General features: G+C 54.0%; 25 protein-coding genes. 17 read left to right on the top strand and 8 right to left on the bottom strand.

Annotated elements, in window-relative coordinates:
* Together BUA42_RS20735 and BUA42_RS20730 are read left to right on the top strand one after the other, a co-directional pair.
* Window positions 1–905: ArdC family protein (locus BUA42_RS20735; protein WP_342716147.1), on the top strand; the 905-nt coding region annotated here is incomplete at its 5' end.
* Window positions 906–1,224: 319 nt separating this feature from the next.
* Window positions 1,225–2,379, top strand: a complete 1,155-nt coding sequence (locus tag BUA42_RS20730; protein ID WP_143152776.1) for a hypothetical protein — start codon at window positions 1,225–1,227, stop codon at window positions 2,377–2,379.
* A gap of 605 nt (window positions 2,380–2,984) precedes the next feature.
* Here the strand turns inward: BUA42_RS20730 and BUA42_RS20720 are convergent.
* The 6 genes from BUA42_RS20720 to BUA42_RS20695 form a co-directional block, all read right to left on the bottom strand.
* Entirely contained in the window at window positions 2,985–3,968 is a 984-nt protein-coding gene (locus BUA42_RS20720) for a vWA domain-containing protein (protein ID WP_072780258.1), read from the bottom strand.
* Entirely contained in the window at window positions 3,965–4,642 is a 678-nt protein-coding gene (locus tag BUA42_RS20715; RefSeq protein ID WP_072780257.1) for a hypothetical protein, read from the bottom strand. The genes BUA42_RS20720 and BUA42_RS20715 overlap by 4 nt, the downstream gene beginning before the upstream one ends.
* Before the next feature lie 2 nt (window positions 4,643–4,644).
* Window positions 4,645–5,199 (bottom strand): hypothetical protein, encoded by a 555-nt coding sequence (locus BUA42_RS20710; protein WP_143152775.1) that lies wholly within the window; start codon window positions 5,197–5,199, stop codon window positions 4,645–4,647.
* 39 nt (window positions 5,200–5,238) lie between these two features.
* Window positions 5,239–5,829 carry a hypothetical protein gene (locus BUA42_RS20705; protein WP_143152774.1) on the bottom strand — a complete coding sequence of 197 codons (591 nt, stop codon included), beginning with the start codon at window positions 5,827–5,829 and terminating at the stop codon, window positions 5,239–5,241.
* 118 nt (window positions 5,830–5,947) lie between these two features.
* A complete protein-coding gene (locus tag BUA42_RS20700; RefSeq protein ID WP_072780254.1) occupies window positions 5,948–6,286 on the bottom strand; it encodes a hypothetical protein in 339 nt (112 codons plus the stop codon).
* Window positions 6,287–6,326: 40 nt separating this feature from the next.
* On the bottom strand, window positions 6,327–8,300 hold the full coding sequence (locus BUA42_RS20695; RefSeq protein WP_143152773.1) for a type IV secretory system conjugative DNA transfer family protein: 1,974 nt from the start codon (window positions 8,298–8,300) through the stop codon (window positions 6,327–6,329).
* 403 nt (window positions 8,301–8,703) lie between these two features.
* On the opposite strand from BUA42_RS20695, the gene BUA42_RS20690 reads away from it, so the two are divergent.
* From BUA42_RS20690 to BUA42_RS20635, 13 genes are all read left to right on the top strand, one after another.
* Window positions 8,704–8,946, top strand: coding sequence for a hypothetical protein (locus tag BUA42_RS20690; RefSeq protein WP_072780252.1), 243 nt, complete (start codon window positions 8,704–8,706; stop codon window positions 8,944–8,946).
* Complete coding sequence (locus BUA42_RS20685) at window positions 8,943–9,296, top strand: DUF3768 domain-containing protein (protein WP_072780251.1); 354 nt, start codon at window positions 8,943–8,945, stop codon at window positions 9,294–9,296. Before BUA42_RS20690 ends, BUA42_RS20685 begins: the two co-directional genes overlap by 4 nt.
* On the top strand, window positions 9,296–9,577 hold the full coding sequence (locus BUA42_RS20680) for a hypothetical protein (protein WP_143152772.1): 282 nt from the start codon (window positions 9,296–9,298) through the stop codon (window positions 9,575–9,577). Before BUA42_RS20685 ends, BUA42_RS20680 begins: the two co-directional genes overlap by 1 nt.
* A gap of 336 nt (window positions 9,578–9,913) precedes the next feature.
* Complete coding sequence (locus tag BUA42_RS20675; protein WP_072780249.1) at window positions 9,914–10,243, top strand: plasmid mobilization protein; 330 nt, start codon at window positions 9,914–9,916, stop codon at window positions 10,241–10,243.
* Entirely contained in the window at window positions 10,240–11,523 is a 1,284-nt protein-coding gene (locus BUA42_RS20670) for a relaxase/mobilization nuclease domain-containing protein (RefSeq protein WP_072780248.1), read from the top strand. Before BUA42_RS20675 ends, BUA42_RS20670 begins: the two co-directional genes overlap by 4 nt.
* Before the next feature lie 131 nt (window positions 11,524–11,654).
* On the top strand, window positions 11,655–12,341 hold the full coding sequence (locus BUA42_RS20665; protein WP_072780247.1) for a ParA family protein: 687 nt from the start codon (window positions 11,655–11,657) through the stop codon (window positions 12,339–12,341).
* A 1-nt stretch (window position 12,342) separates the two neighbouring features.
* On the top strand, window positions 12,343–12,687 hold the full coding sequence (locus tag BUA42_RS20660) for a stability/partitioning determinant (protein ID WP_072780246.1): 345 nt from the start codon (window positions 12,343–12,345) through the stop codon (window positions 12,685–12,687).
* Between the two features lie 182 nt (window positions 12,688–12,869).
* Complete coding sequence (locus BUA42_RS20655) at window positions 12,870–13,760, top strand: replication initiation protein (protein ID WP_218588660.1); 891 nt, start codon at window positions 12,870–12,872, stop codon at window positions 13,758–13,760.
* Between the two features lie 790 nt (window positions 13,761–14,550).
* Window positions 14,551–14,709 carry a hypothetical protein gene (locus BUA42_RS21285; protein ID WP_178346944.1) on the top strand — a complete coding sequence of 53 codons (159 nt, stop codon included), beginning with the start codon at window positions 14,551–14,553 and terminating at the stop codon, window positions 14,707–14,709.
* Entirely contained in the window at window positions 14,709–15,668 is a 960-nt protein-coding gene (locus BUA42_RS20650; protein ID WP_072780244.1) for a XamI family restriction endonuclease, read from the top strand. Before BUA42_RS21285 ends, BUA42_RS20650 begins: the two co-directional genes overlap by 1 nt.
* Complete coding sequence (locus tag BUA42_RS20645; protein ID WP_072780243.1) at window positions 15,665–17,251, top strand: Eco57I restriction-modification methylase domain-containing protein; 1,587 nt, start codon at window positions 15,665–15,667, stop codon at window positions 17,249–17,251. Before BUA42_RS20650 ends, BUA42_RS20645 begins: the two co-directional genes overlap by 4 nt.
* Window positions 17,252–17,285: 34 nt before the next feature.
* A complete protein-coding gene (locus BUA42_RS20640; protein ID WP_072780242.1) occupies window positions 17,286–19,250 on the top strand; it encodes an AAA family ATPase in 1,965 nt (654 codons plus the stop codon).
* A 53-nt stretch (window positions 19,251–19,303) separates the two neighbouring features.
* Window positions 19,304–19,501, top strand: a complete 198-nt coding sequence (locus BUA42_RS20635; protein WP_072780241.1) for a hypothetical protein — start codon at window positions 19,304–19,306, stop codon at window positions 19,499–19,501.
* Between the two features lie 91 nt (window positions 19,502–19,592).
* Here BUA42_RS20635 and BUA42_RS20630 read toward each other — a convergent pair whose 3' ends face one another.
* Window positions 19,593–19,898, bottom strand: a complete 306-nt coding sequence (locus BUA42_RS20630) for a polymer-forming cytoskeletal protein (RefSeq protein WP_218588659.1) — start codon at window positions 19,896–19,898, stop codon at window positions 19,593–19,595.
* 204 nt (window positions 19,899–20,102) lie between these two features.
* Window positions 20,103–20,735, bottom strand: coding sequence for a toll/interleukin-1 receptor domain-containing protein (locus tag BUA42_RS20625; protein WP_072780239.1), 633 nt, complete (start codon window positions 20,733–20,735; stop codon window positions 20,103–20,105).
* Between the two features lie 535 nt (window positions 20,736–21,270).
* Between BUA42_RS20625 and BUA42_RS20620 the strand changes: the two genes are divergently transcribed.
* Both BUA42_RS20620 and BUA42_RS20615 read left to right on the top strand, forming a co-directional pair.
* Window positions 21,271–21,636, top strand: coding sequence for a hypothetical protein (locus BUA42_RS20620; protein ID WP_143152771.1), 366 nt, complete (start codon window positions 21,271–21,273; stop codon window positions 21,634–21,636).
* A gap of 124 nt (window positions 21,637–21,760) precedes the next feature.
* On the top strand, window positions 21,761–22,306 hold the full coding sequence (locus BUA42_RS20615) for a recombinase family protein (RefSeq protein WP_072780237.1): 546 nt from the start codon (window positions 21,761–21,763) through the stop codon (window positions 22,304–22,306).
* Window positions 22,307–22,659: the final 353 nt, after the last annotated feature.

Raw genomic sequence — 22,659 nt, 5'->3', positions numbered from 1 at the left:
TGGCCCGCAAGACACAGAAATTCGATATCCATCAGGAGATCACCACCCGCATCGTCGATGCGATCGAAACCGCCGGAGACTTCCGGCTTCCCTGGATCACAAACAAAGGCGGCAGCTTCGAGCGTCCTGTCAACATCGCATCTAAGAACCCCTACAACGGCATCAATGTCCTGAGCCTTTGGGTATCCGCCTTGGCCTGCGAGTTTCCTTCCAATGTCTGGGGCACGTATCGCCAGTGGCAGGAGAAAGGCTGCCAGGTGCGCAAAGGCGAAAAAGCCTCGCTCGTCGTCTTCTATAAGACCTTCGAAGTCGAAGACGTCAATGAAGAAACCGGTGAGGCTGAGGCGGGTGAGCGCATGATGGCCCGCGCAAGCCGCGTCTTCAACGCCGCCCAGGTGGAAGGTTTCGAGGTAGTCGCTGAGGACCTTCCAGAAGAACCCACGTTCGATCCGATCCAACGCGCGGAAGACTTCGCGCGCACCACGGGCGCACAGATCGAAGAGGGGGGCGACAAGGCATGTTTCATCCCGTCCCTGGACGTGATCCGCATGCCGGAGCGTCGTCGCTTCACAGGAACCGAAACCACGACCCCGGCCGAGGGCTTCTATTCAACGCTTGCGCACGAGCTGGTGCACTGGTCGGGCGCAGAAAAACGGCTCGCCCGCGATCTCTCAGGTCGCTTTGGTGATGAATCCTATGCGATGGAAGAGCTCATCGCCGAGCTTGGTGCCGCATTCATCTGTGCTGATCTCGGGATCGCGCCCGAGCCGCGTGATGATCATGCGTGCTATATCAAGAACTGGCTGCGCGTCCTGAAGAACGACAAGAAAGCGATCTTCAGCGCTGCTGCCAAGGCATCTCAGGCATCGGCCTGGCTCCTCGCTCACGAGGACAGTGCGGCATGAGCCGCACCTATTTTTGCTCGCCCTTGGTCTTCATGAAAGGCGCGTTGCATGCAAGCCGTCACGCCGTTCATGAAAGGGCGCTTCGACCCCTTCGGGGTGTAAGGCAGATACCGGGGAAAAACGTGTCAAAACCTCTGGGGTTTCGCCCAGGGTTTGTGCAACGTCTAAGTCATTGATTTCAGGTGAGCAGGGTAGGGTGGTCAGAACCCCTCGTTTTGGGAATCTTAATATTCCAATCTCAGTTTGCATAGCTTCGCGAAACCCAGGTAAAAGCCTGAACGAGCCGTTTAGTTTTTTTCCAAATCTCAAGAGCGTTCAAGTGCGACAACTATGGGTAAGCATAATTGGTTGGATAGATAGCCATCAAACAGAACGGCGAGTTGTTGTCGTTTGCGCGATTGTTGGTGTACTTTTCGCTTTGGCAAGCGGTATTTACAGCTTTGTCTACCCGGGAACCAGCACATCAATAGCTGCTGATACGCAACGCACGGCTGGAGCGGCTGAACAGATTGCCGAAGAAGCCTCCGCACTTCGAGAAGATGTAGAACAAGGATTTCAAAGCACGTTAGCAGCAACGGAAAACTTGTCGGAGGCAACCTTGCAAGGAAAGCGTGAGGTGAGCCAAGACCCAGTTACCCAGCTAGCCAACTGGGGCTATCAGATGGGTCAGTTTGAGAGTTCGGAAGCGCTATTTGTTCGTGTTCTGGTAGATGGAAATCCAAGCGTAATCCGCACGGCGTTGAATGCAAACGTGACGATTTCACCAACTCTTTTTCTAGATTATCAGATGCCAGAAGAGGTGTACCCTGATCTAGCGGCGCATCAAAATTGGCGTGGAAATGACCTCTGTACTTCTACAGAAATCCTTAAATTAGACCTCGTTCAATTAGAAAAGAAACATCCGAAGAACTTTGAATTCTTAGAAAAATACTGCTCCGATGCTGTTCATGCGATTGCTCTCTATGAGAAACAACGGAAGAGGGAAATAGAGGAAGAAAAGAAGAGAGCTGAGGAGTTCCGACTTGCACAGATTAAGCTTGAGCGTGAAATGCAAGAGAAGAGGGAACGGGAGCTAAAGAAAGAGCGAAGGGCAGCGGAAAAGGCTATTAAACCAATAATTGACGATTGTTTGAAATATTACAATAGTCAACCATACCGCCGCGAAGTTGAAGCAGCATTAGTAGCGTATATTGAAACTGGTTTTTCAGTTTGGGAGCCTAAAGATATTAAGGATTACAGGTTTCCATCTCTTCCAAGTGGAATATATGTAAAGGAATGGGACATCAGCTCGTACGCATCGCCCTTTTCATGGTTGCGTAGCTATGCACAAGGAGGCCATCTCGTTGTCCGCGATGGCAAGCTGAGTTTTGGAAAAAGCACGAGAATAACATCTGTCGATCATGCTTACAAAAATACGATAGGCCATCTTGCGAATTATTTGTGTAATTTGGTCAGTGCTAAAGTGCTTGAATAGCAGGTCCCGTGGCTCAAATTACCATAAAACGCATTATAGGTCAAATATGCTGACCTACTTTGCTGTTGCGTCGAGCTTCTCTGCTAGAAAGATCGCCCCAATCATGTGCAGAGGTAAGATGATAAAAACTGCGATGAGAGTATAAGATACTTGAGCGAAATAGCTGAAGTCGTAGCATTGCAGTATCCTTGATACTAGGTTTATTGCCACCATAACAGCTGGTAGCCAAACAATTATGAGGGTGGTCCAGATGATTTCGCCTAGTCCGCCCAATTTTTTGATCACGTAGTGTTCAACTGAAAACACCCTTGCAAATAATAACTGAACTAAAGCTACCGCGCACCCGGCAATAAAAAACACAAAGTATATCGTTAAGAACTCGGATACTGTTTCATTGGGGAACGTCACGCTCCCGTGACAGCTTCCAAATTTGAAGAATACAATTCGACTAAAGAAATCTGAGATCGTGCTTCCATTCACCTCGATACCTAACAGCTGACAAACGCCGCACACCATGAGAATTCCGTCTACTGCCAAAAAGGTAGACTTGAGAAAATTCCGAAATGTCCCCTGGCGTAGCAGAGTTGGTTTTGAAAGCTTCAAATTTAGCAATCCTTGGGGATCAGCAGCACCTGCTGCTGTGTAATCGCCTCACCCAGTGAGATGAAAAATGCGTCAAGCGAAGTCGGGATTCTCGTCGCGCTGTTGAGCGTCGCATCGGCCAAGCCATCAAGGGCGCGTTCGTTGTAGTCGCCGACCCAGAAGACAAAGGTGCTCGCGGTCTTTGCCTGTATGGCATCTTCCAGGCTGTAAGGCCCAGAGCCTACCCCATCTGTGACGATCACGATCGTCTTCTGAATCGAGGTGACTGAATCGATTTCTCGGTAGGCTTGGATCAGGGGGCTGAAGAAATCTGTCCCACCATCTGCGGTGAGGCTTGCAACCCCTGACACTGCGGATCGGCATGCTTCGTAGTTGCGCGTGTGATCGCGGAACGAACTGTTGAAGCTTGTTACTTGGCAAATGCCATTCGGCGGCATGATCGACAGGAACCGCGAAACCACGTCTTTGACGACGGGCATGTGGCCGGACATGCTCCCAGATCGGTCGATCAAAACGTGAGTGGCGACCACGCTTCGATCAGTCCCAATTTGCTCCACGTCGAAGCATCGGTTGCTTCCGTCCAGGCCATGAGCGCTAATGTCCGATGCATCCAAAGCGCGATGGCGACCATCGCTATTAATGAAGGACACCGCAGCTTCAATGCCGTCGTCGGTTTCGATCCAGTTGTTGATCGTGACGCGCGCGACATTTGGGTTTGAAGTGCCGACGATAAACTCGCCTTCCTGTTCGATGTTGTAAGATTGAACAGGTGCACCATCTTCTGCTTCCAGTCGCTTCTTGCCAACAAAGAATTCTTGTCTGAAGCCCCCTGACAGATCGACCTCGAATTCGATGTTGCCGCGATTGTCTGAACCACCAATGACTTGAACATCGCCCGTTTCATCGTCTGGCTTCACGATGGTGACCTGAGACCAGGCAGGGCTCGCCATCAGAACGATGCTGGCAACCAGTGAGAGCGCTCTCATTGCTGGACTGCTTCTATGATCTTTTGCCTGGTCGTGGTCTCTCCTCGCAGAGAAAAGGCAACGCCTTGTGCGTTCATGGTTTCAACCAAGCCGGAGCGCTCAAAGTAGTCAGCCCATACAGACGCCTGCCCTTCTTCTGCCCACATAAGCTCTAGTCGCGACAGTTCGGGACGAACAAGCGAGCGAAGGTCAATCGTTTGCGGGACAGGTTGAGGCAGGACAATTCGGGCGTCCTTGCAGGGTGCGCCCGTTGGTATCAGGGACGAGAAAATGTAGATTTCCACGTTGTCCGTCGGTGTTCTGGATATGTGTTGCCTTACCCGATCAAGCGCCGTGCCCAGCTCGTTGCATCCGTCTGCGACGTGCTGAATTTCAGGCTGAACCAATAGGCTGAAGGAGTTTTGGAGATTGGGCGCAGGACCTTCCCAGACGGTCCGTGGATTCTGGGTTGTTACGATATGGACCTGCGCATCGCGCCCCGCGCTTCCCCGCAGCTCCTTGGCAAAAAGTAACATCCAGGCGGCCTGAAATTTTATGGCTTCTTCGGGATTTTGCAGGGTTGCGCTGTTGTCGATCACAATCTGGATCAGCTTGTTGGCTTCGGCCCGTGCAGCCGAGCCACTGGTGATCGCGAATGCACAGATCGCCAAAGTGAGAAGAATGGCTTTTTTCACTGCTATGCCTCCACACCGAGATCATAGTTTTCAAGAACCTCATCCGCTGTCAGCCACGCCACGATCCCGTTGAGGAACATAAGCATCACCGTGAAGGCGACGGAAATCCACTCTTTGTCTTCTTCGGCCACTCGGCCTGAGAGATCGACGCCAAGGCTTTGCAGGATATCGTCTTGAAACTGATTTTCAGAGGCTAGGAATGCCAAGCGCTCGGTCAGAAGCGAATATTCCACAAACAAGACGATGCCGTAGGCAGCCATCGCGATGAAAAAAAATGTAATACGCCTTTGGCTAGACCTTGAGAACCCGACACTTTGAATTGCCTGAAGGCTCAAGAAAAATGCGATCGCTGTCACGACCGTGGCAACGCCCATGAGTGTGGCCAAGAAAGTTTGAAGGTTCATGTCGTAGAGGGCACTGGTCTCCCAGAAGATCGCGAACCGCACGACCGGGTTTTCCCCCAGGACGCCAGGGTTGGCGCTGATGGAGTCTGTATAGATGATGGCATGGATTAAGATCAGAGCGCACTCGGCTAGTACAAAGAATATCAGTCTCAAAAAAACGCTCCGAACAGTTATTGATGTCGATGGCGACCGTCACCCTTGGGAGAAATGCTGCATCACGTAATGCAGAGCATTTTGGATTTCTGAAGCTCTTGCAACACCATAGATCGTCGCGACCCGTTTTCTTTTCACGCCATGGATGAAATTCAGGTTCTGTGATCGGTTTTCGTAGGGGTGCGCTCGTCTGCCGTCGCGTACCTTGTCAGTGGGCGAAATCTCGAAAGTCTGGCTTTCTGCATAGGGATAGGATCGTCCGCGAACCACAACGCGGTCAGGGTAGAATTTAACCGACGTTTTTCTCCCGAAGATGCTTGTATAGAGACCGGTTGAGAGGTCGAAGAACGACAAGACCCGCCCGAGGATCAACCAGCAGAAATGAAAGACGATCCAGGAAAAGTAGGTGGCCAAGCTCAAGAACATGAGCCAGAGGCCGTTTCTGCCTGCGTTTGGTGATCCAAGTGCAAGATCGGCGATGAAGCCCATGGGCAAAGTGTAAACCGAGTAGACCCACGGCATGTATCTTTGAGCCAGGTTAGTGTGGGCCAGGGCCGTACCGTCTGTGTAGGCTTGAGCGGCATCCGCAAAGAAGCACAAACCGAACAGGACGCCGAGTGCCCTGATCAAGAAGTCGAAAAGGATGCCCGCTTGCGGCGACGCAGATGCAAACGACACTCGAAGGTGATTGCGACGCTTATGGACCCTAACCGAACGCGGAAGCTCTGATCGGAGGATTGTTGGGAGATCAGCGCTCCCGGTCATCCGATGGGTCTTTTTCGTTGTCAGACTTGCCGGTCATTTTGTGTGACTTCGAGTAAAATCGGTCAACTTCTTTGTCCCCGGTTTCCCGAAAATTCATACTCTTTTTATTCTCGTCAGCGCTCTTTTCTTTGGTGCGCTCCGGTTTGGTTGCGGTCAATGCTTCTTGGCTGGGTCGATTGACGGACCCGCTCCCAAGCCCAAGGGATGGTGCCGTGCCGAGATGACCGCGCGGCGCTCGATCGCCACGAGATGCATCGCGTGGTTTGAAGTCTCTCCCAGTGTTGTCTTTAACCTGGTCTTTGCGATCTTTGTCGTCGGGCATCTTTGGCTCCGCGATGAATTATTGGCAGTTATCTTGACGGCTATGGCTTCAAGGGCGGCAACCAGGAAGGACGAGGAAGGCCATCCTCTTCCCGGCTTTCGTAAGCATAGTATAGCCAGCTTTGCAGGGCATCTCCGAGAGGAACATTCCCTCGCTCGCGGTCGCAGTTTTTGATGTAGTCATCCATGTCCGAGCCGATTGATATGAGCCAATCCAGATAATCCCAATGAAGTTTCGGCATGACGATGCTTTCCTTTTGTCCGAAAGCATTCACGACGAAGCGACCCAACAACTCGTGTGGATCGCCTATATAAACTTCAGCGTGAACGTCTGCTAAGCCCATGTAATAAGTATAGTTATTTTTTAGTGGCTTGCGCAAATTTCGAACGATCTTGCCGTTATAGCCGGTCTCAGGCTCGAAGTATCGGATACGGCTCGCGACAATGGGCGGATGTCCTTGATAGATGAGAAGCTGACGTCGATGGGTATCGTCTCGATCAAACAATGTGCGTGCTTCATGGACGGCCAGGAGATCGACCGACTGAGTTGATGATGTCAGCCCGCGTTCGCCCGCGTCTCGACCCTTTGAGGTGATATCTCTTCTTGATTTGATCGAGGCGGCATACTTGCCCGACAGCTCTGACATGTATTTCAGTGTCGTCAGATCGCTGTTGCCGAAGAACTGAACGACGGCTGCGTTGCCGATGAATGTTTCCCATCGTTCATTGTAGAGCGCTTTGAGTTGGGTGAGGTCTTGCACGATCGGCCAAAGACGCACACCGAAACCCGCGAGCTGCCCCGCCGCTGTTTCAAGTTGGGGCATGTAGCCGAGCACCGGAAACTCATCGAGGCAGAAGAGTACGGGCGCTTCTTGTTCGACTTGCTCCGTCCGTTCCATGGCTTTGAGGGCCAGATCGACAAACAGGCGCAGCCATCGGCTGCATATCCGCATATAGCCTGCCGGAAGGCACAGGTAGATGCTGGCTCCTTCTGCTGCGGTCTTCAGGACATCGAGATCAGGAATTGTTCTGGCAAAGGTGCCTTCGGTCAAAACCGATCGCATCCGAGGTAGATCAAGGAAGGATGTCTGCCGACGGGCAGAAGATAAGATCGAGTCGCGCTCTTTGGGCGGTTTTTCATCGAGCTCTAAGGCTGCTGCTTTGGCGACATTGTGTGCGCCATGGTTGCAGAGCATCTCGAACAGAAGGCCCTTAATCCCGTCGGGTGGCGGTCCATCCTTCCAGAGGTCAGAATTGGCATCCAAGTCTTCCACAGGAATGAACCGCTCATCAATGTCAGCCCCAAAGGAAAGCAAGTCTCGCACGGTGCACAGATTTCTTTTGCTGCCATACCTTGGAAAGGTTGCGACATGCAGGATCAGCCCTTGGAGAAACCGCTTTGCGCTTTCATCCCAGTGTGGATCATTGCCGCTCTGGATGACTAAGGCGTCGGCAATCAAGTCCGCGTCTTCGACCAGAGTGTCGGGGTTCGACATCATCGCAAGGGGATTGAAGCTTGCAAGCAGACCCGCCTCTTCGACTTCTTTGGAAGCTTTTCCAAATGGATCGAGAACGAACACGGCTTGACCAAAATCGCTCGCGCGCCGCAGTGCGGTTAGATTGGCAAGTTCCGCTTTTGGGTCAGCGATCAATGCCGATCCTCGATAGTCAAGCAGGTTTGGCACGATCATCGACACCGATTTGCCTGCGCGACTACCTGCGACGGTCAGAAGATGACGATCTTCTCCACGCGGCCGATCTGGCGATCTCGGAATTGTCCCGATCGCGGTGCCGTTCATCGTCCCAAGAAACATTTGCCCAGGATCGCGCTCGGGTTCGTACCTCAGTGTCTGCGTTACGAATTCGGCACTTGCCCATTGTGCCGATGGCATTTCCAGCTTTTCAGACGTTTGGTCACGGGGCGCGCGTATACCGCGCGGCATCGTTGAGATGACATCGACCCTTGCATCAGGTTTTGTCGCTTTTTTCCTGTCACCGGATTTTCGTCTGAACACCTGTCACTCTCTCACTGCGCTACTTCAGATTGTCTTGGCGCGCAGAGCCGGTCAAGCGATCCCGCCGGAGCTGAAGGCGACGAGGACAGCGCTTGAGGGGGTCGCAGCGCCCTACCCTTTCGCCTGCCCTGTTTGATCGCATCAAACGGGGCTGCCCCCCGGCGAGGGATTTTTTCGCCCGTCAGGGCGTCTTCCTTTGACGGATCGGAGCCCGTCCATTCCAGCCATCGTTTTGCGTTCTATCGGATGCGCCGCGTGACGCAGCGGAGCTGCTCGCGTCAATGGCCTGCCCGCTCCGTTCGCTGCGCTCCCGTGTTGGCCATGACCCGCAAGCTTCAAGCGATCCGAGTCTCCGACCGCAACGGCTGGAATGAACCAGCCCGAACACGAAAGGAGACTTTTCATGACAAACTCAAACCCAAACCGCCCGCTTTACCGCGTGACGTTTTCGCGGATCACCGGACAGGACGATCAAGGCCGCGACGAGCTCGCCCGTCCCAAGGAGATTGGTGCCGTCTGGCCTCGCAAGGGCGGCAAGACCGGCGGCATTCTTCAGCTCGACATCATCCCGATCGAGCTGACGCAACGCCAGGGCGTGATCTTCCTCGTCCCTGCGGACGGGAAAGATCAAGGAGGTGCGCAATGAGCACCTCCCCTACCCTCGCGCAGATCAACGATGCGTTCCGCGCGCGCATTGGCGTCCCCACATTCGGGGACGCCATACCCGGCCGGTTCGTCTTCACCCAGAGCATACAGGCGCTCTCGCCTGAAGCCCAGATCGAGCTCTGGGTCCTGGTGCGAGACTTCGATGACTTCAGCGAAGACAACGACCCCTACGGCGAGCACGACTTCGGCGCGATCGAGCACCCGGAAGCGGGCACCGTGTTCTGGAAGATCGACTATTACGATCCGACCCTGAGCATCGGCAGCGAGGACCCGCTCGATCTATCGAAGACGTGCCGCGTCCTCACCGTCCTCCTGGCGGAGGAATGGTGATGACCGAGCATCGCACGATCCAATGGGAAGGCCGGGGCATCCGGCTTTCCTACACGCCGCGATGGGCGACGCAGATCGACCATGTCGAGATGCACGCCCTCGATGGCGCGCCGCTTCCCGTGACGGAGACCGGCTACCGGTCGCACTTCTTCGGACCCGTCGATCCCGTCCTGACGATGGACGAGGTGGAGGTGATGATGCGCGACTGGCTGGACAGTGAAGCAGCCAAACCCGCGTGGCAGGAACACCTGAAATCCGCGCAACAGCTCAGCCTCTTTTGAGGCTGAGTTCGCCGCCAGGCGAACAGGCAAATCCCACCGTCTCAAAATACTGGCAAACGTATGGTCGTTATGGTAAAACTTCACAATAAAGAGAGTAGCCAGATATGTTTTTGTGTCACGAATTGAAAATTCGCTTGGACAAAAACGCGGCTCAATGAGCCGATCTGGTCAGGGTTAGGGGGGTCTCTTCCCACCCCCCTCCTGAACCAAAACCCCAGGGCTGAAGCCGCGTGCGAGGCACACGGCTGGCCAAAGGTGCCAGAGGATCGTGACCCGATCCCGCACCTTCGGCCCCTGCCCCACCCGGCAAGCGAGGCGCTTGCGTAGAGAGGAGCGATGGCACGACCGAAGAAACCGACGAATGACAAGCGCGCGCAATGGATCAAGGCGCGCGTCTCGCCTGCCGAGCACGCAGAAATTCTTCTGCGCGCGGCTGAGGCGAGCTTGTCGTCGTCAGAGTTTCTTCGCCGTTCCGCCCTCTCCACCGAGGTGGTGGTGCAGAAGGGCGCACGGGCTGATTTCGAGACGATCGATCAGCTTCGCCGGATCGGGGTCAATCTCAACCAGCTTGCGCGCGTGGCCAACAAGACCGGCTACATGCCGGACGGCCTTGAGGAGGCGTTGGCCAAGGTGGATCAGCTCCTCGACAGGATGATCGAGCTATGATCCCCCGCGTCGGACCAGGCGGCTCCTCCTTCCAAGGTGCAGGGCTCTATTATCTGCACGATAAGGACGCCCTGACCTCCGAGCGCGTGGCGTTCACCCATACGCTCAACACCCACACCGACAGTCCCGACCGGTCGCTGAAGTTGATGGCGTGGACGGCGCTGCATCAGCGTGAGCTGAAGCAGGCGGCGGGGGTGGTTGCCACGGGACGGAAGCTTGAAAAGCCCGTCTATACCTACAGCCTTGCCTGGGCGCAGGACGAGACCCCTTCCCGCGAGGAAATGGTCCGCGCTGCGCAGGACAGCCTGAAGGCGCTCGGGATGGAGGATCGACAGGCGGTGCTCGTGTCGCACAACGACACGCAGCACCCGCATATCCATGTGATCCTCAATCGGGTTCACCCTGAGCATGGCCGTGCCGCCAGTACGTCGAAAGACCATTTGAAGCTTTCGAAATGGGCGGAAGCCTATGAGCGCGACCAGGGGAAAATCCGCGTTCATGCGCGGGTGAACCACAATGCGCGGCGTGATCGGGGGCAGTTCGTCAAGAACGAGAACATCACGCGCGAGGAATATGATTGGGTCAAGCAGCATCGCTCGCTTGATCCTGAGGCCATCAGGGACGCCAGGAGCTCCCGACAGGCCAATGAGGCGTCCGAGCTAAGAAACCGCCTTACACGCCGCCAGAGCGCCCTGGAGGCGTCTCTACGGCGCGAATACGCCAAACCCCGCGCCAAGCTCGACAAGGAGATCAGCGCGCTTGAAGAGCGGATTGGCAAGAAAGGGCTGTTTCGGGCGGTGGTGCGCAAGCTTTTCGGGGCTGAAAAACGCGACCAGACCCAACTGGCCAGCCTGACTGCATCGCGGAAGGCGATCGAGGCGCGGATGGCCGAGCGCCGCGATGCGCTGAAACAGGACTATGCCCGCGACTGGGAAAAGATGGAGCGCAGGCACGCGGCTGAGCGGATACGCGATGAGCGCATGATTGAGCGCAAACGCTCCGAAGGCTCACGCGGTCGATCGGGCGAGGTGGCGCGGAAATCCTTCCGTGTGCGCGCCAATGCCGAAACCGCACAGCACGCCCCTGCCCCATCGGAACGCGACCGCATGGCCAAAGCGCTGTCTGACGCCGCACGCAAGGCCGAGTCTGAAGGCGACGGCAAGACACGGGAGGTTTCGGACAAACGGCTTGAACGGGCCAAGCGCCGCGCTGAAGGCGCGAAGCGCAGCCGCAGCCGTCCGAGGAACCGTGATCATGACAAGGGTTATGAGCGGGAGTAGCCGACAGATACCATCTAGTTATCTGGTAGCTACTAGATAGCTATCTGTTAGCTTGTTGATATCTTCAAGATATCATTGGCTAGCCGTTAGCTATCAGGTATCCTTTGTAAAAAACACAAAGGAGGCCGAGCATGCCCGTCATTTCATTTGCCAACCCCAAAGGGGGCGCAGGCAAAACCACCACCGCGCTTCTGCTTGCCAGTGAGCTGGCCAGCAAAGGGGCGCAAGTCACCATCATCGATGCCGATCCGGAAAAATGGATATCCCAATGGGGGGCCATGCCCGGAAAACCCGACAACATCGAAATCATCAGCGAGGTCACGGAAGATGGCATTGTCGATCTGATCGAAGAGGCATCAGGCCGCGCGCAGTTTGTTGTCGTGGATTTGGAAGGGACGGCCAGTCTCATGGTCGCCAATGCCATCGGCATGTCCGATCTGGTCATGATCCCAACGCAAGGCTCTTCGATGGACGCCAAGGGCGGGGCGAAGACCATCCGGCTCATCCGCAACCAGGAACGCATGGCACGCCGCGCCATCCCGCATGCGGTTGTGCTGACGCGCACCAGTGCGGCCGTCACGTCGCGCGCCTTGCGCAACGTGCAAGAACAGCTTTGGAAGGCTGGAATCGAAGTTTTCGAGACAGCCATCGTCGAACGCGCCGCGTTTCGTGATCTCTTCGACTATGGCGGATCACTGGCTGATCTGGACCCCGCCCAAGTCAGCAATGTCGAAAAAGCCCGCATCAACGCCCAGCAATTCACCGGCGAAGTGCTGGCCAGACTGCGCGCCGCTGAGCAAATGGCGGAGGCGGTGTGACATGACAAAAGAACGCGCAAGCCTTGGATTTGACGACGAGCTCGATGCTTTCAACCCGAGCGAATGGTCGCCCCGCAAACCAAAATCCGCCAATGATCGCCCGAAACCAGAGGCCGCGCGGCAAATTGCGCAAGCCTCAGGCTTTCAGAGCCGCGAGCCGGTCAAGGAAAAGGCTGTCAACACGCAGCGCAGAAGGCGGACAGGGCGCAATGCCCAATTTAACATCAAGGCCAAACCAGAGACCATCGACGCGTTCTGCGCTATCGCTGACGGGCAGGGGTGGGGCTTGGGAGAAACCCTCGAATATGCCGTGGCGCTTCTGAACGAGAAGTATGGCGCGCGCTAAATGTGAGGAATTCGGGGAAGCAACAGACCCTGTTTTTCAGCCCCAATTTGGCATTGAAACTAAAGGGTTTTTGCCGTTCCCACCGAACAGCGCAGGCGTCTAAATGTGAAGAATTCGGGGAACTGTGAATGAATTCTCGTTTTCTCTTTCACAGTTTGGCCGACTGATTTACACTAGATATCGTGAGTGAAGCTGCCAAACATACCACACCTTTGCGTGTTCTTGACCTGACCCCTCGACGGGATCAGGCATCCAAGCCTGCCGAGCTGATCCAGATCACCGGCCATCAGGCTTTGACGCTCAATGCTAGACGCTCGATCACGATCCTTTGGCACAATGCCCACATGCAGGGCGTGGAAGAGGGCAGGGACTACACGATCGAGATCGATGATTTGAAGCCCGACGACCACAAGGGCTATGAAATGGTCGAAGAGGCGATCATCGCGCTCATGCAGACCATTTTGACCGTCAAGCTTGCTGACGGTCGAACCCGCCGCGTTCAGTTCCTAGGCGGTAATGATCTGGATGATCCAGACCGTCCCGCCGGGGTGCTCAATTACAGTTTCGATAAACGCTTGGTGGAAATCCTCAAGGATTCCGCCATTTGGGGCAAGATTGCCTTGCCCGTTCTCATGGCGTTTACGTCCAAATATGCCGTGAGCCTCTATGAAAACGTGGCGCAATGGACCGGCCTCAATCGCAAAATCTACCAGGATTTTACCCTTGAAGACTTCCGCTCCATGATGGGGGTCGAAGACGGCAAATACCCGGCCTTTGGTGCGCTCAACAAGCATGTCATCAAGCCTGTGATCATGGAGATCAATGCACTCGCGCCCTTCAACGTGTCGATCCTGCCCGTCAAGACCGGCAAGAAGGTGACGCGTATCAGGGTAGGGTGGTGGTCAAAGACCAAGGACGAGATCAACGAAGCCTGGAAGGAAGTGCACCGGCCCAAGATTGGCCGAAAGGCACGCATCTCCAATCAAGCTGTCACCGTCTTCGAGCCTAGCCCGAGCGAGAACCGCATCGTGCGAAATGACCAAGCCCTCAAAGACGCGCGCAAAGACATCTGACGTGTCTTTGCCCGAAGTTTTCACACTTGCCCGAAAACCTCACATTTGGCGCAGCCTGTGGATAACTTTCCCCGAAAACCTAACTTTATCGACCCGAATATCTCACAATAAACCCCGAATATCTCACATTACGCCCCGAAAACCTCACCGGAGTCCCCGAATCCTTCACATTATCCAAGCTAACCTATTGGACTAGCGTCGAAATTCAGCCTTGAATCTTAGAATCTTGAATCAAGAATATAATAGAACGGTTTTAGGGCGGCTCACGCCGCCGCATTGGCATCGGCCGTGAGGCCGATAACCATCATGCGCCCCTTCGCCCCGTTGGGGCGAACCCGCGCCCCCCGCCACAAATAAGGCTTCAGGACTCACCAAAAGCAGAACCGCTTGTCGGAAGCGCCGCCCTTGCTTTAATCGAGCCCTAAGACCATCAAGAACCCCGTTTCAAGGGGTGGGTGCTCGCCATGCTCAGATGCTTACGCATCCTGCGCGTGGCTCCGCTCCCGCGTACCGCGCCCTTGAAACAGGAACCTTGCTGTTCTTTTTTCGGGCTCAAGCAAGGGACGGCTCCGAAAGCAGATCAACTTTCATCTTCTGGATCAGGCTCCGATAAAACGGGCGTTGCATGCAATCATGCGGTTTATTGGACATCCCTTCGACCCCTCCGGGGTGTAAGGCAGATACCGGGGAACATTAACTATCCACAACAAACATATACCATATATGGTGTTGATCTTGACTTCGAATGTCGACATGTCGACTGTAGTTCAAACAACAGGAGGAGCCTACGATGGCAGATTCTAATGTTACTCCGCGAAAAATCGTTGGTTTTTCAATGGCCCCCAAAATGGCTGTAGAAGTGAAGGCTGAGGCTGCTCGCCGAGAGTTATCACTTCGCAAGCTTTTTGAGGAAATGTGGGAGATGTACCAGGAGAAGAATAAGCCCTAATGGCAGTAAATCTTGATAAACCACAGAACTGGAAGACCGATATCGCTGCATCGGTTGATATGTATAATAAATGGTTCATGACCTTTGCGCCAAAAGCTTTTCGCGCAACCCGAGTAAAAACCACCAAAAACGTTGAAGAAGCACTCGAGCAAACATCTAATCTCACAGACATCAAGCCCGAAACGCTGAAAGCGTGGCCAGGTGTTTTGCCAACCCTGCGTATGGCGACTTGTCCGCCAATTGCGGTTGATCGGCTTGTTGGTCTCTCAGGAGCATCCAAAAATCTGGTCAAAAAGCTTGAAGAAGGATCACTTCCGCCTCGCATGGTTGAAGCTGATTTAAACTCGGATTTGGACAAGATCGGAGACATTATTGAGAAGATGGCCGATCCTGACATTTTTGTTTGGTTAGGCCGAACAAATCCTGCGACGAAAGAAGAAGTACATCGCGCAGCAACGATCGTTGCAGATCGGCTCTGCGGTGCCGTCGCCAATCCCATCATCCGCAACGCTCAGGAACAGCGCCAGCTTGCTTACATGGCGAAGTGGCTTGATGCGCGTGGGTATACGAAGCTGCCAGATAAACACGATTTCGATTTCAGAAGTATGCCCCCCGGGACGTATTCCTTCCGCATGAATGTTCCGGTAGGCGATCTGGACGGAGGCCGCACAGTTAACATCCCCGTGGATGCTGTGATAAAGCGGCTTTCGGCTGCCGAGGGGGACTTTCCGTTATTGGTCGAGGCAAAGTCAGCAGGAGATTTTACCAACACCAACAAACGTCGCAAAGAAGAAGCTCAGAAGGTCAATCAGCTCCACGCCACGTATGGCAAGGATGTAGAGTTTATTCTGTTTCTGTGTGGCTACTTTGATAGCGGTTATCTCGGGTACGAAGCCGCTGAGGGCATTGATTGGGTGTGGGAGCACCGCATCGACGATCTTCAGGAGTTCGCCTTATGACACGTAAGATCGACATTGAAGCCCTGGAAGAACAGCGCCTTGGCCTGCAAGCGCAGCTCGACGGCGGTAAAACCGCCGAAGACCGCAACCGCATGGGACAGTTTGCGACCCCGACGGCTCTTGCCCGTGAAATCCTCGTTCATGGCATCCGCCTTCTGTCTGAAGATGAAAAGATTAGATTTTTTGATCCCGGCATCGGCACCGGCTCATTTTATTCCGCGTTGCGGGCAGTTGTGTCCGAAGAACGTATCGAGAGCGCGCAGGGTTTCGAGATTGACCCGCACTATGGCGTGCCCGCCAAGGCACTTTGGCAGGATACGCCACTAATGATCCATGCCGAGGACTTCACCAAGTCTACGCCGAAGGGGCAGGGCGCAAACCTTCTGATCTGCAATCCTCCCTATGTCCGGCATCATCACTTGGACAGCGCGCAGAAGGCCGCTCTGCAACAGCGTACAGAAGAGGCATGCGGTGTTAAGATCAACGGTCTGTCCGGCCTATATTGCTATTTCATGGGGCTATCGCATCCCTTCATGGCTGAAGACGGCATCGCTGCCTGGCTCATCCCAAGCGAATTCATGGGTGTGAACTATGGTCGGATGCTCAAGCGCTACCTTCTCGAAAAGGTCACGCTGCTACAAATCCACCGCTATGATCCCCAAGACGTGCAGTTTGACGATGCGCTTGTGTCCTCTGCCGTGGTTTGGATCAAGAACACGCCGCCTCCCGCAGATCATGCGGTTACCTTTTCTTATGGGGGCACGCTCGCAAAGCCCGCGCTATCGCGCGAGGTTGCCGCGACCGAGCTTGCCCATGAGCCCAAATGGACACGTTACCCCCAGGCTGACAAAGCCTCACAACGCGTCGGGATCTCGCTAGGCGAACTGTTCGATATCAAGCGTGGCCTGGCCACTGGCGACAACAGTTTTTTCATCATGGATCGCGCCCAGATTGAAGAGCGCGGCTTGCCGATGGAGTGTTTTACGCCGGTTCTACCTGGCTCACGCTACCTGCCCGAAGACGAGATCAAATCCGACGCAGAAGGCTTGCCGCTGATCGACAAGCAGCTTTTTTTACTTGATACCCGTTTGCCCGAAGATGAGATCGCGCGGAACTACCCGGCCCTCGCCGCCTACCTTGCCACTGGCAAGAAGGGAGAGAAGGCCGTTGCCGATCGTTATCTTTGCCGATCGCGCAAACCTTGGTACATCCAAGAGAACCGCCCCGCTGCGCCTATAATCTGCACTTACATGGGCCGGAGTAGGGCAGGCGGCAAGCCCTTCCGCTTCATCCTGAACCGGTCGGATGCTACCGCCTGCAACACCTATCTATTGCTCTACCCCAAGCCGTTCCTAGCAAAAGCCGCCGAAAAGAATCCGGCGATCATGCGTACCGCCTGGGAGTTTTTGAACGAGATCGACCCGGACGAGCTGCTAGGGCATGGCCGCGTATATGGTGGCGGTCTGCACAAGTTGGAACCGAAGGAGCTGCGCGGCTTTCCGGCGGCAGACCTGATCGCCCGCCTGCCGGAGATCAAGCCGTTACACCAGCAGCTCGGCTTGTTCGATAAGGCAGTCGCTTGAAAGGGTACATCGAGGAATACAGTTGAGGTGCAGTATGAAGTTAAAATCATTTCAGGTTCGGGAATTCAGAAGCGTCTGGGACTCTGGGCTTATCGAGATTGACGACAAGCAGACATGCCTTGTTGGCAAGAATGAAGCCGGGAAGACTGCCCTTTTGACGGCGCTATACCGCACTAATCCAATTATTTTCGATGATGCTGTTTTCGACGAAACCTATGATTACCCAAAGCGAGAGGTCGAAGATTACAGATTCGATGTGGAAAACGGCGATAGGGACGAGGCGATTGTAGTTACCTGTCATTATGCGCTTGAAGACGATGATTTAGAGCGCGTGACGGATGTTTTCGGGAAAAAAATACTGAAAACAAACACGTTCCGGCGAGACACCTACTACGGCAAGCGCAACAGCCGGTTTATTCTCAGCGTCGATGAAGGGGCCGCTAGGAAGCATCTTGCAACAGACCCGAATCTACCGGACCCGCTGGCCGATACTTTGAGAGCAGCTTCTGACTGGGAATCTTTTTCTGCCGGTCTGGCCGAAGCAGAGCAGACAGAGGCTGTGACAGGGCTAAAAGCCTTGGTGGCAAAGATTCAGGAGAAGGGCTTGGCATCGTATGTCTTCAACAGTCTGATCTGGCCGCACGCCCCTAAATACCTGTATTTTGACGAATATTACCAAATGCAGGGTATGGAGAACTTGAACGCTCTCATCCAGAGGGAAGAAGCAGGGAATCTAAGAGAGTCGGATCATCCGCTTCTTGGACTTATAAATCTGGCGCGCCTCGATCACCGTGAACTGGTGACGACAAAAACAACGGCAGAGTTGAAGAACAAGCTACAGGGGGCTGGTAACCACCTGACGCGACGCATCATCAAATACTGGTCGCAGAACCAGCACATACAGATGCTGTTCGATGTTCGAGACGCGAAGCCGGAAGACCCGGAGGGAATGCGCGAAGGCATTAACATCTGGGGGGAAGTATACGACAACGTGCATTGGGCGAGCACGCCGCTCAGCTCACGGTCGAGGGGCTTTGTCTGGTTCTTCTCTTTCCTGGCATGGTACGAAGACATCAAACGCCAGAAACAGAATGTTGTGCTCTTACTGGACGAGCCGGGCATGTCTCTTCATGGGCGCGCGCAAGGCGATCTCTTGCAGTACTTCAAGGAAGAACTGACCAAGCATCAGCTTATTTATTCTACGCATTCACCGTTCATGGTTGATTCCAACCATTTTGACCGCGTGCGTATCGTCCAGGATCGTGGGATCGATGCAAAGGAGCCGCTTCCGAAGGAAGAAGACGGTACGAAGGTGCTGACCAACGTATTCGATGCGACAGATGATAGCCTGTTCCCGCTGCAAGGCGCGTTAGGCTACGAGATACAGCAAACGCTGTTCATCGGTCCAAATTCGTTGATTGTGGAAGGACCGGCAGACCTGTTGTTTCTCACCACGGTATCGAGCGAGCTAGAACGCGAAGGCCGTATTGGACTATCCGATAAGTGGGTTATCACCCCCGTAGGAGGGTGCGGCAAGGTTCCGACATTTGTTGCGCTTCTGGCCCCGCAGAAAGGCATGAACCTGGCAACCTTACTCGATATCGAGGAAAAAGATCGGCCCCAAATCGAAGACCTGTACAAGAAAAAGCTGCTGAAGAAAAAGAACGTTCTGACATATGCAGATTTTCTCGATCAGGACACGGGTGATGTTGAAGACATGTTTGATCGTGATTTTTACGTCAACCTTGTGAACCAAGAGTTTGGCCAGCAGCTTAAAGCCCCCATTGATCCGGGTGCGCTCAATGACAAGAAGCCCAGAGTTCTCAAGGCGATTGACGAACACCTTGAAAAACAACCTTTGAAATCTGGGTCATTCAGCCATTACCGCCCGGCGCGGTATTTGTCAGAGCATATTGGCGACCTTTGGGAGAGCATGTCGGACGAAGCAAAAGGGCGTTTTGAAGAAGCATTCAAAGCGCTCAACGACTTGCTGAAGTAGACATACTGGCAACCACAAAAGGCGCACACAGCACCAGTAGAGAAAGGCGCAAAATGAGCGAAGACGATGGAAAAGACCCTCTTGAGGGGTTCCACTTCGATGATTTCGACGAAGATACGAAAACCCTTTCGATCCGAGTCCACAAGTATGTGCTCGATCACCCCGACCAGAAGGATGCACTCTTGACGAAGGTCGCGGAAATTTTGGAATTTGGTGATGAGATCGACCAGGTCAAGGTAACGAAACGGTGATCATTCGCCTGTCAGTTAAGGGCGACTCGGATGCAAGCGAGTTTCTCCTTCGCGAGAAACTCGCTCGAACGATCGATAGCTAAAGGTCAGACTACGGCTTTCGTTCGCCGCTAACCACAGCGCCTGAATGCACACGAACCGACATGGTGTCCGACTTATCAATGATTTTGCCGGAAATGACACCGCGAACGTCAACCTCCGCTCCCGACGAGATCAAGTTGCCGCCAACTGTTCCGTTGATGGCGACGGTCGCGCCTAATTCGGCAATGACATCTGATGTCACCGTACCGTTCAGCTCGCAATGAACACCTGTCGGGATCGTGAGCGAACCTACGACCAATCCGGTGATTTTTTCGTCTGAATTGAGGATGCAGTCACCCTCGATTTTTTCATTCATCATTTGGCAAACCTCTGATGCCTTCGGCTGCGTTCTACTCGAATAGCGTCTCTGAGCCTAGCGTGCATAAATCAAGAAATCTGCACGCCTACGGACGTTCGCTGCGCGGCGTATAATGGTCACACTGTCCTGATTTTCTGCCGTTTTTTTATGGCATAGATGTCGGCTTCTGTGGTCTTGCGATAGCGAAACAACGATCCCAAATCAGCAGGCCAAGAAGTTTTCTCCATGCTTAAGCGAAGAGATTCGAAGCAAGTCGTCACCGTCGACTAGAACCCCTCTTCTCGCTAGGAGAGCTCTAAGCAAAGCCCAATCGTCTTTGCCAAATTCAACAGCATTTTTCTTCGCGGCCAGGGATAAGATTTCAAGCGCACTCTCGATGTCGGAGACACGATTGAGAGACACGAGCAGGTCAATGTCTTTTGGCGAGAAGCCAAACGCTCTGAAGGATATGGAAAGTGGAACCTTTAGCGAGTATCTCGGTGCGTCGATAAAGAGCCGGTGCTTCAGAAATGGCGGGATGGGAACCTTCCCTTTTCTGACAACAAGGATGTTATTCCTTCCGCTCTCAATCGAATTGGCGAGCGCTTCCGACAGTTCGTTTTTGCACCAATTGGACTCTGCCGACGCTGCACTGAGAATGATGCAGAAGAAACTCGCAGAATTGATGCCTTGCCCAATTCGTTCAATGAGAGAGTCACCAACAGATAGTTCCCACGCATCGAACCAAGGGCCAACCCCCATTGCTTCCAGGTGTAGCGCTAGCTTTCGCACGTAGTGCTTATCTTTGCTGCTATGGCAAAGGAAAACTTCTCTCTTGTTTGGTTGAGCGGCCACCTGGTCAGCTCCTTAAACTTTTTGATACCACAACCGGTACATAGTGATGGTAGCTGACACGTAGTTCTTTTGAAAGATGGGCCGGTTCCCTCAACGTTGCTATTTTTTGCACGCAACTTTTGCACGCAGTAAGTGCTTGAAATGAAAGAGACGGTCGAGGCGTTCATAATTCGTGATTTTTGCACGCGACGATCGATCCTTGAGCGTGATCGCAAACCGTACAATGTCATCATCTATGATGGCCTTATCATTAGGCGGGCGATCGCAAAGTTGACGGCATCGATATTTTTCAATGTCGAGTGGTGATTGATCGATGAGCGCGGACGTGCTTCCTAGTCGATGTTTTAGGGGACGAACACGTCATTCATCGCAACTTACTGATCGAACAAGCCAGGATTGGGGCGCATCGAAAAAAATATTTCGCCTGATTTTTCTTATTCAGACCCAAGTTTTGGCGCGTTTCATGGCTATTGATGCCCATGAAACATGAGGGATCGGAACCATGCGGAACAGAACTTACATCTTGGCCTCAGCCTTGATCCTCGGGATTGCCGGATCAGCGGGAGCATCATCGGAGCCGAGTCTTTCGAGATACAAAGAATGTCTCTTCCAAGTAAGTGTCTACGGTTCAATCGTCTCGACGTTACGCGATCAAGGCCACGAGATTGACTTCAATGAGGTGGAACGTGCGCACAACTTTGTCGATTTTCTTGTTACCTACGGAATCAATGAATACGGCGCAAAGAAAGCGAAAGTAGTGTCTGAAGAAATCGGTGGACCGCTATGGATGAATAGAGCCCGTGAGCTTGGCAAGATGTTCGCTCGTGACGGCATAGAGACCGGGATTGCAAGGATGGACGTCCGTATTCGCGAGTGCGAGGTGATCTGGGACCAATCATAAGAATTTGATCGTCCAGAACCTACAGCTTTCAAGAGACAGCAAAAACCAAGACTTATGCACACCTTTCTTGATCCAATGATATCAATCGCTTGGAGCGTGCAGAAATCGCGTTCATAATGCCTGCATGACTTCTATCGGCTACGCGCGCGTTTCCACTTCCGGCCAGACCCTCGATGCTCAGCTAGAACAGCTTGGCGCGGCAGGGTGCGATCCCGTGTTCAAGGAGACGATGAGCGGGGCGCGGAGTGATCGGCCCGAGCTGAGGAAAGCCTTGGCCACGCTCTCCGACGGGGATGTGCTGGTGGTCACGCGTCTCGATCGGTTGGCCAGGTCAACGCGTGATCTTCTGGATATCGTCCACGAGATCGAAACCAAGGGCGCGAAGTTGAAGGCGCTTGCGGATTCATGGGCGGACACCACCACGCCCACCGGTAAACTCATTCTCACTGTCCTGGGCGGTCTTGCAGAATTCGAGCGATCCTTGATTGCCGAGCGCACCGCCGAGGGCCGCGAACGTGCCAAACGGGCCGGGCGCAGGCTTGGTAGACCCCCAAAGCTTTCTCAGTATCAGCGCGACGTGGTGTTCAAGATGCGTCGTGAGGGACAGGACAACGCTGAGATCGCCCGCGTTCTCGGGGTCTCCCGCTCGACGGTTTCCCGCATCAAGTGACGTCAGCGCCGCCGATCCCCTGATATTTGAATAGCTTCTTCGTGTCCGCTTTGCGGGGCACGCTTCTCCTGTTCTCGCCAAGAGTTTTGAGCGCGTCAGTCACGGCCTTTTTCTGGGCATCCCTGGCAGACCCCCTCAGCCCTCGCAACGGCATACGCCGTCTTTTCGCTTTGCCCGCCCCTACGGGGTGCCAGGGCTGTTTGGTCCTGCCTCACCGGTCGCCATCAGGCCGCGACAGTCGCGGCTTTCAAACGGCGAAAGGAGAAAGCTCATGGCCCGCAAGACACAGAAATTCGATATCCATCAGGAGATCACCACCCGCATCGTCGATGCGATCGAAACCGCCGGAGACT

It is taken from the genome of Marivita hallyeonensis (assembly GCF_900129875.1).
Taxonomy (GTDB): domain Bacteria; phylum Pseudomonadota; class Alphaproteobacteria; order Rhodobacterales; family Rhodobacteraceae; genus Marivita; species Marivita hallyeonensis.
Note: the sequence above shows the minus strand (reverse complement) of the source record. Positions and strands in the feature narration are given on the sequence as shown.

Bases quoted from the DNA above. Each gene is read 5' to 3' on its own strand.
- BUA42_RS20635 (WP_072780241.1), top strand. From the start codon at position 19,304: ATGAGCGAAGACGATGGAAAAGACCCTCTTGAGGGGTTCCACTTCGAT.
- BUA42_RS21285 (WP_178346944.1), top strand. From the start codon at position 14,551: ATGGCAGATTCTAATGTTACTCCGCGAAAAATCGTTGGTTTTTCAATG.
- BUA42_RS20685 (WP_072780251.1), top strand. From the start codon at position 8,943: ATGAGCACCTCCCCTACCCTCGCGCAGATCAACGATGCGTTCCGCGCG.
- BUA42_RS20720 (WP_072780258.1), bottom strand. From the start codon at position 3,968: ATGAGAGCGCTCTCACTGGTTGCCAGCATCGTTCTGATGGCGAGCCCT.
- BUA42_RS20615 (WP_072780237.1), top strand. From the start codon at position 21,761: ATGACTTCTATCGGCTACGCGCGCGTTTCCACTTCCGGCCAGACCCTC.
- BUA42_RS20670 (WP_072780248.1), top strand. From the start codon at position 10,240: ATGATCCCCCGCGTCGGACCAGGCGGCTCCTCCTTCCAAGGTGCAGGG.
- BUA42_RS20660 (WP_072780246.1), top strand. From the start codon at position 12,343: ATGACAAAAGAACGCGCAAGCCTTGGATTTGACGACGAGCTCGATGCT.
- BUA42_RS20645 (WP_072780243.1), top strand. From the start codon at position 15,665: ATGACACGTAAGATCGACATTGAAGCCCTGGAAGAACAGCGCCTTGGC.
- BUA42_RS20700 (WP_072780254.1), bottom strand. From the start codon at position 6,286: ATGCCCGACGACAAAGATCGCAAAGACCAGGTTAAAGACAACACTGGG.
- BUA42_RS20665 (WP_072780247.1), top strand. From the start codon at position 11,655: ATGCCCGTCATTTCATTTGCCAACCCCAAAGGGGGCGCAGGCAAAACC.
- BUA42_RS20640 (WP_072780242.1), top strand. From the start codon at position 17,286: ATGAAGTTAAAATCATTTCAGGTTCGGGAATTCAGAAGCGTCTGGGAC.
- BUA42_RS20630 (WP_218588659.1), bottom strand. From the start codon at position 19,898: ATGAATGAAAAAATCGAGGGTGACTGCATCCTCAATTCAGACGAAAAA.
- BUA42_RS20690 (WP_072780252.1), top strand. From the start codon at position 8,704: ATGACAAACTCAAACCCAAACCGCCCGCTTTACCGCGTGACGTTTTCG.
- BUA42_RS20675 (WP_072780249.1), top strand. From the start codon at position 9,914: ATGGCACGACCGAAGAAACCGACGAATGACAAGCGCGCGCAATGGATC.
- BUA42_RS20650 (WP_072780244.1), top strand. From the start codon at position 14,709: ATGGCAGTAAATCTTGATAAACCACAGAACTGGAAGACCGATATCGCT.
- BUA42_RS20680 (WP_143152772.1), top strand. From the start codon at position 9,296: ATGACCGAGCATCGCACGATCCAATGGGAAGGCCGGGGCATCCGGCTT.